Annotated in this window: 12 protein-coding genes; 2 read left to right on the top strand and 10 right to left on the bottom strand. The window is 73.8% G+C overall.

The genetic code is table 11. The features are described 5' to 3' along the window. Window positions 1-59: 59 nt before the first annotated feature. The gene (locus tag ITJ44_RS11340) at window positions 60-794 is read right to left on the bottom strand and encodes an NYN domain-containing protein (protein WP_194635571.1); all 735 of its coding nucleotides are present in this window, start codon (window positions 792-794) and stop codon (window positions 60-62) included. A 112-nt stretch (window positions 795-906) separates the two neighbouring features. Between ITJ44_RS11340 and ITJ44_RS11335 the strand changes: the two genes are divergently transcribed. Next, window positions 907-2,052 carry an FAD-dependent oxidoreductase gene (locus ITJ44_RS11335; RefSeq protein ID WP_194635569.1) on the top strand — a complete coding sequence of 382 codons (1,146 nt, stop codon included), beginning with the start codon at window positions 907-909 and terminating at the stop codon, window positions 2,050-2,052. 19 nt (window positions 2,053-2,071) lie between these two features. Here the strand turns inward: ITJ44_RS11335 and ITJ44_RS11330 are convergent, their stop codons facing one another. From ITJ44_RS11330 to ITJ44_RS11320, 3 genes are all read right to left on the bottom strand, one after another. Continuing rightward, window positions 2,072-2,749, bottom strand: coding sequence for a hypothetical protein (locus ITJ44_RS11330; RefSeq protein WP_228494984.1), 678 nt, complete (start codon window positions 2,747-2,749; stop codon window positions 2,072-2,074). A gap of 134 nt (window positions 2,750-2,883) precedes the next feature. Then, window positions 2,884-3,843, bottom strand: coding sequence for an acetylxylan esterase (locus tag ITJ44_RS11325; protein ID WP_194635565.1), 960 nt, complete (start codon window positions 3,841-3,843; stop codon window positions 2,884-2,886). A 114-nt stretch (window positions 3,844-3,957) separates the two neighbouring features. Further along, window positions 3,958-4,737, bottom strand: a complete 780-nt coding sequence (locus ITJ44_RS11320; RefSeq protein WP_194635563.1) for an oxidoreductase — start codon at window positions 4,735-4,737, stop codon at window positions 3,958-3,960. A 77-nt stretch (window positions 4,738-4,814) separates the two neighbouring features. On the opposite strand from ITJ44_RS11320, the gene ITJ44_RS11315 reads away from it, so the two are divergent. Next, a complete protein-coding gene (locus ITJ44_RS11315) occupies window positions 4,815-5,405 on the top strand; it encodes a TetR/AcrR family transcriptional regulator (protein WP_194635561.1) in 591 nt (196 codons plus the stop codon). Window positions 5,406-5,419: 14 nt separating this feature from the next. Here the strand turns inward: ITJ44_RS11315 and ITJ44_RS11310 are convergent, their stop codons facing one another. The 6 genes from ITJ44_RS11310 to ITJ44_RS11285 are packed head-to-tail and all read right to left on the bottom strand — an operon-like array spanning window position 5,420 to window position 13,424. Next, window positions 5,420-6,088 carry a TetR/AcrR family transcriptional regulator gene (locus tag ITJ44_RS11310; protein ID WP_194635559.1) on the bottom strand — a complete coding sequence of 223 codons (669 nt, stop codon included), beginning with the start codon at window positions 6,086-6,088 and terminating at the stop codon, window positions 5,420-5,422. Next, a complete protein-coding gene (locus ITJ44_RS11305) occupies window positions 6,085-8,151 on the bottom strand; it encodes a CocE/NonD family hydrolase (protein WP_194635557.1) in 2,067 nt (688 codons plus the stop codon). Before ITJ44_RS11305 ends, ITJ44_RS11310 begins: the two co-directional genes overlap by 4 nt. Next, window positions 8,148-9,878: an ABC transporter ATP-binding protein gene (locus ITJ44_RS11300; protein ID WP_194635555.1), complete on the bottom strand. Its 1,731-nt coding sequence runs from the start codon at window positions 9,876-9,878 to the stop codon at window positions 8,148-8,150. The genes ITJ44_RS11305 and ITJ44_RS11300 overlap by 4 nt, the downstream gene beginning before the upstream one ends. Continuing rightward, window positions 9,875-10,756, bottom strand: a complete 882-nt coding sequence (locus ITJ44_RS11295) for an ABC transporter permease (RefSeq protein ID WP_194635553.1) — start codon at window positions 10,754-10,756, stop codon at window positions 9,875-9,877. Before ITJ44_RS11295 ends, ITJ44_RS11300 begins: the two co-directional genes overlap by 4 nt. Beyond that, window positions 10,753-11,772, bottom strand: coding sequence for an ABC transporter permease (locus ITJ44_RS11290; protein WP_194635551.1), 1,020 nt, complete (start codon window positions 11,770-11,772; stop codon window positions 10,753-10,755). The genes ITJ44_RS11295 and ITJ44_RS11290 overlap by 4 nt, the downstream gene beginning before the upstream one ends. Beyond that, complete coding sequence (locus tag ITJ44_RS11285) at window positions 11,769-13,424, bottom strand: ABC transporter substrate-binding protein (RefSeq protein ID WP_194635549.1); 1,656 nt, start codon at window positions 13,422-13,424, stop codon at window positions 11,769-11,771. Before ITJ44_RS11285 ends, ITJ44_RS11290 begins: the two co-directional genes overlap by 4 nt. Window positions 13,425-13,656 lie beyond the last annotated feature (232 nt).

The following is a 13,656-nucleotide window of genomic DNA, read 5'->3' as shown; positions in this document are numbered from 1 at the left end:
CCCCCTTCCCTCGCCGACCAAGTCGCGAGACGCCTCTCCTCAGGAGGAGCTGGGGTCGGCTAACATGGAGGCACACCCCCGGTCGCTTCGGCTTCCGGGCGCGAGGCTCCTTCCCCGGAAGGAGCCTCAGCCATGTGACGCCAGGCTTCCGGTCTGTGGACCTCCCCGACGGAGTCGCCGATGATGGCCGGGAACTGCGATCGCTCGAGCGCCCCGCGTCGGATCTTCCTGATGTGCGCAGGCCCGACGCCGAGCAGCGAAGCGGAGGGGCGGTCCGTCGGTGAGATGAGACCGATCTCGGCACCCGCCTCGTCTCGGACGAGGCGGAAGGCGTCGGTGAAGTCCGAGTCGTTGGACAGCAGGAAGCACGCGTCGGAGACTCCGCGGAACGCGTCGACCAGCATGTGGGCGGCGAGGTTCACGTCGGAGCCCTTCTCCTCGGTCTTCCGCACGTTGACCTTGACGAGCCCGCCGTCAGCGTCGAACCGGACCGGATGGACGGGCATCGTCCGCTTGTCCACCCGGAACGTGCCGAGGTGGACGGAGACCCTCGGCGAGGTGCGGAGGGCGCGTACGTAGGCCTGCTGACGGACGGGGCTCCGAGGGTCCGTCCCCGCCGTGGCCCGGATGAGCGCGGTGAAGTACCGGACGCGGACGACGTCGAAGGACGGGAGCAGCAGGTCGCACAGGGCAGCGAGGTCCAGCCACTTCAGCGATGGTTCGTGCGTCAGCAGCCGGCGGTAGAGGTTGAAGCCGTCGACGTAGACGGCGGCCGTGGCCTTCGCGTCAGGCACACGGACGACCGGGCGGGGTGGCGATCATCGCGACAGGGTAGCTGGAGCCCCCACCGCTTACGGCCTCCCGCCGGGCCCGGTCGTCCGCGGCGCGCGCCCGTAGCCTGGATGCATGGCGGGATCCACCGGGCGCGGGCGCGCATCGCACCATGTCGTCATCGGCGCGGGGCTCGCGGGGGCGGCCACCGCCTGGCAGCTCGCGAGCCGCGGGCACGAGGTCACGGTGCTGGAGCGCGACCGGCCGGCGGGCATGCTCGGCAGCTCGCACGGGTCCGCGCGCATCCTCCGCTACGCCTACGACGACCCCTTCTACGTGCGCCTCGTGCGCGACGCCCGCGTGCTCTGGGACCGCCTCGAGCGCACCACGGGCGCGCGGCTCGTGACCCCGACCGGATCCGTCGACTCCGGCCTGGTGCGCCGCCCCGCCGAGCTCGCGCGCGTGCTCGAGCGCGTCGGCGTCGAGCACGAGCTGATGGGCGCGCGCGAGGCGGAGGGCCGCTGGCCGGAGATGGCGTTCGACTCCGACGTGCTGTTCCACCCGGCCGCGGGCGTCGTCGACGCCGAGGCCGCGGTGCGCACGATGCTCGACCTCGCGGTCGCGCACGGCGCCGTCGTGCACGAGGGCTGGGAAGCCGTGTCCGTCGAGCGGGTCGGCGCGGGCTTCGCGGTCGTCTCCGACGACGGCCGCCGCGTCGCGGGCGACAGCGTCGTGGTGGGCGCCGGCGCGTGGCTGCCCGAGCTGCTCGGCGGCGCCCTGCCGCTGCCGCGCGCGGCCCTCGACCGGATCCCGCCGCTGCGCGTGCGGCAGGAGCAGGTGTTCCACTTCCCCTACATGGACGGGCCGCCCGCCCGGGCCGTGCCGACCTCCATCCACATGGACGAGCGCATGCAGGTCTACGCGCTCCCCGGCGGCCGCGACGTGGACGGCCGCGGCCACAAGGTGGCCGAGTTCGACGGCGGGCGCGTGATCCCGTCGGCCGCGCACCAGGACGGCGTCGTGGATCCGGCCAACCGCGCCCGCGTCGTCGACTGGGTGCGCCGCAACCTGCCGGGCGTCGAACCCGTGCCATACGCGGAGGCGACGTGCCTGTTCACGAGCACGCCCAGCGAGGACTTCGTGATCGACCGGGTCGACGGGATCACGATCGTCTCGCCCTGCTCCGGCCACGGCGCCAAGTTCGCGCCGCTCATCGGCAGCCTCGCGGCGGATGCGGCGACCGGCGAGCGCGTCGAGCCCCGCTTCGCGCTCGCGCCCTGAGGCGGGGAGCCGTCCGGCGTCAGACCTTCTGCGGTCGCCCACGGCCGCCGGTGCGCACGCGGGTGCGGACCGGATCCCGCGCCTCGGCCCGCTCGGCCGCCCGCTCCCGATCCGCCGCCAGCCGCGCCAGCTCGTCGCGCAGCTCGCCGACCCGGTCGTCGCGCCCCTCCGCGGGGAACGCGCCCGGCAGCAGCTGCGGGGCGAGCCGCGCGCGCACGATCTGCTCGAGCGCCGCGTCGCGCGCGATGACCAGCACCTCGCGGAGCGCCTCCGGGTCGCGCGAGAGCGCACCCAGCCGCTCCACCATCTCCTCGGCGATCTCGGCGCGCAGCCGGAGCCCCGGCACGTCGCCCTCGCGGTAGTCGTCGGGCCGGCGTCCCTTGCCGTCGCGCAGCGCCGCGCGGTCGCGCGCCATGCGCAGCCGCTCGGCCTCGCCGCGCTTCTCGCCGATGAGCTCGGCCAGCTCGCCGCGGAGCGCCTCGATGAGCGACTCCTCGTCGTACGGGCGGCGCTCCCGCAGGGTGCGCAGGATGATGAGGTTCACCATCTGGATCCGCAGCGCGACGCCCACGAGCAGCAGCGCCTCCTCGACGAGGACCTCCTTCTGCGCCGGATCCGCGGCGACGCGGGCGGCCACGGACGGCGGCGGGGCGCCCGGCTTGGAGGGCTTCGCGGGGCGGATGCGGGGCCGGGGCATGATGTCCTCCCGGTCCGCTCGCTCCACCGGCGAGGTGCTCCCAGGGTACGCGGAACGGCCGACAGCGGGGCGGTTCGCGCCCCCATCCCCGTGCGGATCCGCGGGCGTCGTCGGCGGTCGTCGCCGGGCCGGTCTCAGCCCATCGTGCGCCGCAGGAACGCGAGCGTGCCGAGCTCGTCGTCGATGCCGCCGCCGTCGTGGCCGTTGTACTCCCACTCGACGATCTCCTTCTCGCCCGCGTACGCGTTGAAGGCCCCGTACACGGTCGAGGGCGGGCAGGTCGCGTCCATCAGCCCGACCGAGAAGCGGGCGGGCGCGGTCGCGCGGCGGGAGAACGCGACGCCGTCGAAGTACCGCAGCACGGCGTGCACGTCCGCGCCGCGGCCCCGGTGCGTCTTCAGGTAGTCGACGACCTCGTGGTACGGGTACGCGTCGGTGATGTGGGTGGCCCGCTCGATGTCGCAGAGGAACGGCACGTACGCGGAGACCGCGGCGACGTCGTCGCGGAGGCCGGCGACCGCGAGGGCCATGCCGCCGCCCTGGCTGCCGCCCTGCACGGCGATGCGCGCCGGATCCACGACGTCGAGCGACCTGGCCACGTCGACCGCGCGCACCGCGTCGGTGAAGAGGCGGCGGTAGTAGTACGTCTCACGCGACGCGATCCCGCGGGTCATGAAGCCGGGGATCGCGGGTCCGGCCTCGCCGTGGTCGGCGGTGTCGCCCGCGCTCCAGTACGAGCCCTGGCCGCGCGTGTCCATCTGCAGGTGCGCGAAGCCGGCGGCCGCGTAGATCAGCGTCTCCTCGGCGCGTCCGCGACCGCCGCCGTAGCCGACGTACGAGACGACGGTGGGCAGCGGACCGGTCGCGCCCGCGGGGGTGCGGAGCCAGGCGCGCACGTCGGTGCCGCCGGATCCGGCGAAGGTCACGTCCTGCACGTCGACGAGCGCGAGGTCGGTCTCCACCTGCGCGAGCCGCACGTCGAGGTCGTGCCGCGCGGCCTCGGCGAGGGTGTCGGCCCAGAAGGCGTCGAAGTCGTCCGGATCGACGTGGTCGCTGACGTGGGCGCGGGCGGCGTCGACGGGTTCGATGAGCATGGGTCCTCCGGGCGTTCGGCGGTGGGCGGGCGGTCGGCGTCCCGCGGGCCGTCGGGCCGCGTCGCCTCGATCATCATGCCCCGCGGCGCGGCCGCCCTGCTGGACGGTCGCGACCTAGCGGCGGGAGAGCTCGCCGCCGTCGACGACCAGGTTCGACCCGGTGATCCACTGCGCGCGGTCCGACGCGAGGTAGGCGACCGCCTCCGCGATGTCCCGCGGGTCGCCCGGGCGCCCGAGCGGGGTGTCCGAAGTGGTGGCCTCGAGGGGGATCCCCATGGCATCGGCGAGGTCCTGGCGGATCGCATCCGCGCCGGGGGTGAGGACGTTGCCGGGGGTGACGGTGGCGACGCGGATCCCCGCGGGCGCGAGCTGGGAGGCCAGTGTCCTCCCGTACGCGTTGAGGGCCGCCTTGGCGGCGCCGTAATGAGCGAGCTGCGGGGCCGCGTTGAGCGCTGCGGCGGACGAGATGTTGATGATCGCGCTGCCGGCCCCTGCCTCGTGGAGCGCCGGCAGCAGGGCGTCGGTGACCCGTACGGCGGAGAGGTAGTTGAGGTCGAGCGCGTCGACCCATTCCTCGTCGGGGATCGTCCCGATGCCGCCGACGTGGAAGCGCGCGGCGCCCGCGTTGTTGACGACGATGTCGACGCCGCCGAGCGCTGCGAGCGCGGCCGCGGCGAGGGTCTTCACGCCGTCGACCGTGCTGATGTCGCCGGCGATGAACGTGGCCGCCTCGGGTGTCTCGGCTGTGGCGCTGCGTGCGGTGGCGACGACGGAGGCTCCGCCGTCGAGCAGCCGCTGCACGATCGCCGCGCCGATGCCGCGCGTGCCACCGGTGACGATGGCGCGCTTGCCGGCGAACTCGGTGGTCTCGGAAGGGGTGATGCAAGTGGTCATGCCAGCCACCGTACCGGTTCTGGACTGAAAGTTCAGAAGTTCTGAACCCAGGGTCCAGAACCGCGTAGGATCAGCCCATGGCGCGACCTCGGAAGTTCGACGAGCAGGACGTGCTGGCGGCGGCGCGCCAGCGGTTCACGGAGACCGGGTACCACGGCACGTCGGTGGACGAGCTGTCCCGGGTGACCGGCCTCAGCAAGGGCAGCCTGTACGGGGCGTTCGGCGACAAGGAGGCCCTCTTCGAGAGGGTGTTCGACGAGTACTGCGCCGAGGCGACCGGTGGTGTCGCCGCGCTCGTCGAGGGGCCGGAGGATCAGGCGCTCGTCCGGCTGCACGCGTGGCTGCGCTCGCCGGGGGACGACACCCCGAGGCGCGACTGCCTCCTGGCGAAGGGGACCGCTGAACTCGCCTGGGCGAACGACGCCATCGCGGCCCGCTCCCTCGCCGCGTTCGACGGACTGCTCGACAGCTGCCGCCAGCTCGTCGAGCAGGCGCAGCGCGCGGGTCTCGTCGACCCATCCGCGGACGCCGAGGCGCTCGGCGGGCTGATCCTGACCACGCATCGGGGTCTCGAGGCGCTCGCGGAGGCGGGGGTGGACCCCGTCATCCGCGACCGGATCGCGGACGCCGCGATCGCCGGCATCGCGATCCGACCGGCAGGTGGATGAGGCGATCAGGGCGCTCAGCGGAAGAGCGGCGTCCCGGCGGCGAGCTCGGCGTCGAGGAAGGTCCAGATCCACTCCAGCGCACGCGCGTGGTCGAGGCCGGGGACCTTCTGGGACAGCTGCGTCGCGATCCCGTCGCTGTAGGCCGCGAGCTTGAGCCCGACCTCGGGCGCGTCCACCGCACGGAACGCGCCGGCATCGACGCCGCGGCGGATCGTGCGGACGAGGCACGCCTCCCACACGCGGAGGCGCTCGAGGCGCTCGGGCGTGAGGGCGGGCTTGCGGGCGACGGCCGTCCAGTAGTCCGACCAGAGCCGCCAGTGCGCCTCGGAGGCGTCGGTGCCGTCGAAGAGCGGCTCGACGAGCAGGCGGATGCCGTGCACCGGATCCGGATCCGCGTCGACCTCCTCGACGGCCCCGGCGTAGAACCGGTCGGTCTCGAGCACGACGACCTCGTCGAGGATCTCCGCCACGCTCGCGAAGTGGTACGTCACGGTCCCGACTGAGACGCCGCCCTCGGCCGCGATGTCGCGGAGGCCGGTGGCGGTGAGGCCCTGGCGGAGGATCACCGCGCGCGCCGACTCGACGATCATCGCGCGCCGCACCTCGGGCTTCTCGCGCTTGCCGCCGCGGCGGGCGGCGGTCGCGGTCGCGGCGCCCGTGCTCGTGCCCGTGCCCGCGCTCACGCGGACGTCCGCGGCACGACGTCGTCGAACGCGCGGTCGGCGACGAGCACCTCCGGCGCATCCGGGCCGCCGTCGCGCGCCCAGGCCTGGAGCGTGTTGACGATGCGGAACGCGTCCGCGTCGGCCGTCACGCGCGAGGTCGTCTCCAGGCGCGCGCGCCAGCCCGGCTGCTCCATGCCGATGGCCCAGCGCGATTCGGCGACGGCCGACGTCGGGTCGCCCTCGGTGATCCGGTACGTCTCGCGGCTCGACTCGGTGAAGACCAGGCCGTCGGGGTAGATCCGGGATCCGCCGTAGCCGGGGTCGACGTCGAGCGTCCACTCGCCGGTCGCGACGTCGTGCGAGACGCTGCGCTCGGGCAGGTCGGAGTCGCCCGGGATGCGCTGGATGGCGATCGGCGTCGACTGCTCGGGCTCCGCGAAGCGCACGCCGTCGTCCTCCGCGCGCGTCCAGACCGGCAGGGTCACGGCGCTGCGGGAGGGCGCGACGACGAGGGTCGCCTCGTGGGCGTGCGGCCAGATCCACGGCCAGTACGCCGACGACACCGCGATCCGCAGCCGGTGCCCCGCGGGGAACGCGTGCCCGGTGGAGACGAGCGGCACGCGCACGACCTCCTCGGAGCCGGGCACCATCGGGTCGTTGCGGGCGCGGTCGATCCGCGTGTTCAGGTTGAGCGCGCCGCGCGTCACGAGGGTGGACGCGCCGTCGGGCGCCACGTCGCAGAGCCGCAACACGAGGTTCGCGTCGGGAAGGTCGCTCGTGACCGCGAGGTCGACGAGCACGTTGCCGAGCACGTCGAGCGGCTCGTCGAGGAGCAGGTCGAAGCACACGGAGAGGCCGTCCTCGGCGCGCTGGTCCGGCGGCAGGTCGGTCGCGTTGCCGAAGGGGAAGAAGCGCCCCGCGTCGAGGCCCGTGCGCTGCGGGGAGCGGACCACGACGGCGTCTCCCACGGCGGCCGGCCCGTGGAACGCGGTCAGCGACAGCACGGGCTGGGCGGCGTCGGACGCGGGCGGCGGCCACGACTCCGCGGCGACCCACCGCCCGGTGCGCTCGGGGTAGCTCGTGGCGGGCGGCTCGGAGTCGCTGAGGAACGCGCGGAGGGCGGGATCCGCCTCCACGCCGGTGTCGACGCCCTTCAGCCAGCGGTCCCACCAGCGCAGCGTCTCCTGCAGGAAGCCGATCGACGGGCCCGGCGCGAGGCCGCGGTCCGGGTACTGGTGCGACCACGGGCCGACGATGCCCTTCACGGGACCGGGGAGGTTCTCCACGAGGCGCAGGACGGCGTCCCGGTACGGATCCGCCCAGCCGCCGACCGCGAGCACGGCCGCGCCGATCGACGAGTAGTCCTCGCACACGCTGCCGTGCCGCCAGTAGTCGTCGCGCTCCTGGTGCGCGAGCCAGGTCGGGGTCATCGGCCGGTTCGCCTCGAGGCGCTCGCGCCAGCGGCCGACCCAGCAGTCGCCCACGACCTCGGGCCGCGGCGGCCGCGAGTTGAACGCGAACATCGTCGCGCCCCACGCCGCCATGTCGATGCCGAGCACCGCGCCGCCCATGTAGTGCACGTCGTTGTCGAACCGGTCGTCGGTGGAGCACACCGTCACCACGGCCTTGAGGGCCTCGGGCGCGCGGGCCGCGAGCTGCAGGCCGTTGAAGCCGCCCCACGAGATCCCGAAGACGCCGACGGCGCCCGTGCACCAGTCCTGCGCGGCGATCCACTCGATGACCGCGACGCCGTCGTCGAGCTCCTGCGCGGAGTACTCGTCGACGAACAGGCCGTCGGAGGATCCCGTGCCGCGGATGTCGACCCGGATGGACGCGTAGCCGTGGGCCGCGTACCAGGGGTGCCGCTCGCTGTCGCGCGGCGCGGTCCAGTCGTCCAGCCGGTAGGGCAGGTACTCGAGGAGCGCGGGGACGGGCTCGTCGCCCGCGGGCGCCCAGACGCGGGCGTGGAGCGGGGTGCCGTCGGGCATGGGGATCCAGACGTCGCGATGCGTCACGCCGTCCCCGTCGCCAGCCCCGGCCTCGGTCGCGTTCGCGGTCGTCTCTCCTGCGGCGTCGGTCATCGTGCGTCCTCCCAGTCCCGGATCCGGTGCCCGTCGCCGAGCTCCCGCCACCCGCCACCCGGGGCGTCGCGCCAGGTGGCCGTCACGTCCTCCACGGCCGGCAGCTCGGTGGCGCCGGGCTCGAGCGTCGCGGCGAGCAGCTGCCGCGTGTACGGGTGGTTCGGCCCGCGGAACACGCGCTCGGTCGGGCCGATCTCCACGATCCGGCCGCCGGTCATCACGGCCACGCGGTCCGCGACCCCGCGGACGACGGCGAGGTCGTGGCTGATGAAGAGGCAGCTGAGGCCCTTGTCGCGCTGCAGGCCGGCGAGCAGGTCGAGGATCTCGGCCTGCACGCGCACGTCGAGCGCGGTCGTGATCTCGTCCGCGATGACGAGCTGCGGATCCGCGGCCAGCGCCCGGGCGATCCCGACGCGCTGCCGCTGGCCGCCCGAGAGCTGGCTCGGGAGCCGTGCCGCGAAGTCCGGCGACAGCCCCACCTCGGTGAGGATCTCGCCCACGCGCTCGGCCGACGCCCGACCCGTGAAGAGCTTCAGCGGCCGGGCGATCGCCGCGCCGACGGTCCGCCGCGGGTTGAGCGAGGTGTCCGCGTTCTGGAACACCAGCTGCACCGCGCGCCGCAGCGCGGGCGAGCGCCCGGCGACCGCGGAGGTCAGGTCGCCCGAGACGCCGTCGCCCTCGAACCGGAACGTGCCCGACTCGGTGGGCACGAGACCGGCGAGGGCGGTCGCGAGCGTGGTCTTGCCGCTGCCGGACTCGCCGACGACCGCGAGGGTCTCGCGCGGCGCGATGGTGAACGAGACGTCGGACACCGCAGGCGGCAGCCCGCGACCGTAGCGGACGACGAGGCCGTCGGCGACGACCATCGGGGTCTCGGGGGCGGCGGCGGGCGGGGCCGCCGGGCCGGCGCCGCCCGGGATCGCCGCCAGCAGCTCGCGCGTGTACGCGTGCTCCGGCGACGCGAACAGCTCCGCGGTCGGCCGGTGCTCCACGATGACGCCGTCGCGCATCACCGCGATCTCGTCGACCATCGTCGAGACGACGCCGAGGTCGTGGCTGACGAGCAGCACGGCCATGCCGAGCTCGCGGGCGAGGTCGCGGATCAGGGTCAGCACCGCGGCCTGCGTCACGACGTCGAGCGCGGTCGTCGGCTCGTCGAGCACGAGCACCCGGGGGCGCGCGGCGACGGCCATGGCGATCGCGATGCGCTGCTGCTGCCCGCCGGAGAGCTGGTGCGGGTAGCGCCGGACGATGGTCGCGGGATCCGGGAGGCGCACGAGCCGGATCAGCTCCGCGACCCGCTCGTCGTCGCTCGGCAGCCCGTGGCTCTCGAGCGCCTCGCGGAGCTGGCGGCCCACGCGCATCGAGGGGGTGAGCGCCTGGCCGGCGTTCTGCGCGACGACCGCCGCGGTGCCGCCGCGCAGCTCCCGCGTCGCGGCGGGCGAGAGGGCGAACACGTCGTCGCCGGCGACCTCGACGGATCCGCCCACGATGCGGGATCCCCGCCGCAGGTGCGCGAGCAGCGTCCGGGCGACCGTGGACTTGCCGCTGCCCGACTCCCCGACGAGCCCGAGCGCGCGACCGGCGCGGATCTCGAAGCTCACGCCGCGGACCACGGGCACGTCGGTGCGCCCGGCCGCGTAGGAGATGGCGAGGTCGGCGACGCGGACGACGGTGCCGAGCCGCACCTGGCCGGTGAGGGTGTCCTCGACGTTGCCGGGCATCATGCGATCCCCCTCTGCGCGCGGTCGACGCCGAGCGACTTGCTGAGCCCGTCGGCGCTGAGGTTGAGGCCGACCACGAGGGTCGCGAGCGCGACGATGGGCGCGAGCGTGCCGAGCGGCACGACCGTGAGGGCGGTGCGGTTCTCCTGCACCATGAGCCCCCAGTCGGGCGTCGGCGGGTTCGCGCCGAAGCCGAGGAACGAGAGCGAGGAGATGAGCAGCACGATCCAGGAGGCCCGCATCGCGTACTCCACGAGCACGACGTCGAGCACGTTCGGCAGGATCTCGCGGAACACGATGCTGAGCGGCCGCTCGCCCCGGGCGCGCGCGGCCGTGACGTAGTCCTGCGTGATCACGGTCCGCGCCGCGCCGCGCACCACGCGCGTCACGGCGGGCGCGTACACGACCGTCACCGCGAGCACGATCACCCCGAGGCCGGATCCGAACACCGTCACGACCACGAGCAGCGCGAGGATCGACGGCACGCTCAGCAGCGCGTCCACGATCCGCATCACGACCTCGTCGAGCCAGCCCTCGGCGTACGCGGTGACGCAGCCGACGACCGTGCCGACCGCGACGGCGATGGTGGTCGCGAGGAAGGTGACGAGGAGCGCGTACCGGCCGCCGTTGAGGGTGCGGGAGAGCACGTCGCGCCCGTACTGGTCGGTGCCGAGCCAGTGCGCCCACGTGGTGCCGGAGAGCACGTCGGTCGAGTCGGTCGCGACCGGGTCGTGCCCGGCGATCCACGGCGCGAGCACCGCGAGCACGACGTGGATCGCGATGATCGCGAGCCCCACGGAGAGCGCGGTCGACGCCCGGAGCGGCGTCATCCACCCGCGCAGGCGGGAGCCTCGGCGGGTGGGCAGGGGCGTCGCGGTCATGCGCGGGCCTTCCGTCGGGTGGTGGGTCGGGCGGCGGATCGGGCGGGCCGGGTGCGGCGCGCGCTCTGCCTCGTGCGGAGCCGCGGATCCAGCGCGAGGGCCACGAGGTCGGCCGCCAGGTTGCAGACCACGTACACGGCGGCGCTCAGCAGCGCGATGGCCTGGATCGTCGGCAGGTCGCGCGTGAACACCGACTCGAGCATGAGCTTGCCCATGCCCGGGTAGTTGAAGACGTTCTCCACCACGACGACGCCGCCGAGCAGCCAGGCGACGTTGAGCGCCACGACGTTCAGCGTCGGCAGCAGCGCGCTCGGCACCGCGTGCCGCCACACCACCTGCCGGGTCGTGAGCCCCTTGAGCTCGGCCGTGGTGACGAACTCGGACGCCATCACGTCGATCGTCGCCGAGCGCATGGTGCGCACGATGTAGGCGGCCATCGCGAGCGTCAGCACGATCACCGGCAGCCACACCGAGGGCAGCAGCTCGGCGACCGTCGCGTCGCTACCGCGGAGCACCACGGCGGGGAAGACCGGGATGGTGATGGCGAACAGCAGCACGAGCACGGTGGCGACCATGAACTCGGGGACGCTCATCACGACGAGGCTCACGATGCTGATCACCGAGTCGCTGGTGCGTCCGCGGCGCACGCCGGCGGCGACGCCGAGCACGAGCGACAGCGTCACGCCGACGAGCATCGCCGGCACCGCGATGAGCATGCTGTTGCGGAACGCGACGAGCAGCGCCGGCCCGACCGGATCCCCGCTCACGAGCGAGGTGCCGAAGTCGCCGCGCGCGGCGCCGAGCAGCCAGTCGCCGTAGCGCAGCCACACGTTCCGGTCGAGGCCGAGCGACTCGCGCAGGGTCGCGACGGCCTCGGGGGTGGCGTCCTGGCCGAGGAGCTGCTGCGCGACGTCGCCGGGTAGCAGCTGGATCGCGAGGAACACGAACAGCGACGCGAGCACGATCGTGAGGAGCGCGGTGCCGAGGCGGCGGAGGACCTGCGTGGTGACGTTCATCGGCGGAATCCGATCGCGAGGTGGTCGAACTCGAAGCCGTACTCGCGGTAGTTCACGACGTCGCGCGAGATGCCCACGAGCCGGTCGCCGAACATGGGCGTCATGTCGGCGCTGTCCTCGACGACGATCCGCTGGGCGTCCTGGTAGAGCATCCGCCGCTTGTCGTCGTCCATCGTGGCGCGGGCGTCGTCGAGGAGCGTGTCGAAGGTCGGGTTCGACCACGCGCTCTCGTTGTAGGAGGAGCCGGTGCGGAAGATCTGGTTGAGCAGCTGGTCGATGGGCCGGCCGGTGAACCAGTAGCTCACCATCAGCGGCTTCTGCATCCAGATCTCCGTGTAGTACGAGTCGGAGGAGGCGTTCGTGACCGTGAGGTCGATGCCCGCGGCCTTCACCTGGTCGCGGTAGGCGACCGCCATGGGCGTGAACACCGACTCGTAGCTGGAGGTGTGGATCGTCGTCCGCAGCCCCGGCACGCCCGCCTTCGCGAGCAGCGCCTTGGCCTGGTCGGGGTCGTAGGCGCGGTCGACGTCGACGAACGCGGCGAGCGACGGCGGCACCGGGTTGTCCCAGCCGGCCGTGCCCGTGCCCTGCAGCGCGGTCGCGACGATCTGCTCGGGGTCGTACGCGAGCTTCATGGCCTGGCGCACGAGCGGATCCTGGAACTCGGCGCTCGTGGCGAGCATCGGGATCGTGTACCACTGCGCGTCCACCACCCGCGCGACCGTGGCGCGGCTCGACGCGGAGACGACGCGGGCCGTGGCGAAGTCGAGGTTGGTCTGCGAGATGAGGTCGATCTGCCCGGCGAGCAGCGCGTTCACGCGCGCCGTCGTGTCCTGGATGGAGGAGAAGTCGATGCCGTCGAGCACCGGCCGACCGGCGAAGTGGTCCTCGAAGGCCTCGACGCTGCCGGATCCCGCGGGGTGGAAGGACGAGAGGCGGAACGGCCCCGTCCCGATGCCGGTGCGGCCGATGGTCGCGATCGCGTCGGCCGGCACGATGTAGCACTGGTACGCCGTGAGCAGCGACGGGAACTCCGCGTTGGGGGTCTTCAGCTGGAAGACGAGGGTGTGCGGATCCGGCGCCGACATGCTGCCCGGGTCGAGCATGTCCCCGAGCACGCCGCCCTGCGGGGAGGCCGTCGCGGGATCGATGACGTGCTGGATGGAGGCGATCGCGTCGTCGGCCGTGAAGCGCGTGCCGTCGTGGAAGCGCACGTCGCGGCGGAGGCGGAAGGTCCAGGTGACGCCGTCGGCGCTCGCCGACCACTCCTCGGCGAGGTCGGGGATCGTCTCGCCCTTCTCGTCGAGCTTGACGAGCCGGTTGTAGAGGGCGCCGAGGTACTCGTACGCGGAGAGCGAGCTGGCGGAGTCGAGGGTCTCGGCGGCCGACGCGGCCGGCCGCGCGACGCGGAGGCGGCCGCCCGGCACGGGCGTGCCGGTGGCGGCGGCCTCGGGGATGGTGGTGCTGCTCGCGCCCGTGCTGCATCCGGTGAGGGCGAGCAGGCCGAGCCCGGCGATCCCGGCGGTGCCCGCGAGGACGGCCCGTCGGCTGGGGGTGCTCGGGCGGTCGGGGCGGTCAGGCCGGTCGGCGATGCGCAGGGTGCGCGCGCTCGCGCCGACGAGCGCGCTGCGGATGGGGACGATCGATGGCATCGGGACGGGCCCTCCTCGTTATCGTTCAGGTGAACGATAGGGGAGATGCGGGCCCGTGGCGAATGCGGGGGCCTGGCGGCATCGACCTCGGCAGCCGTGGAGCCGCCTCAGCTCACGTGCACGTCCGGCCGCCGTGCCCGGACCGGTTCCGCGAGCCGCAGCACCTCGCGGGTGACGGGGGCGACCTCGCCCGTGCCCGTCATGAGAAAGTGGAGGAGGGGGCAACCCGGCT

Source organism: Clavibacter sp. VKM Ac-2873, assembly GCF_015351075.1.
In the GTDB taxonomy this organism is placed as follows: domain Bacteria; phylum Actinomycetota; class Actinomycetes; order Actinomycetales; family Microbacteriaceae; genus Clavibacter.
The sequence above is the reverse complement of the archived record's forward strand: the minus strand, read 5'-3'. Positions and strand labels throughout refer to the sequence as shown.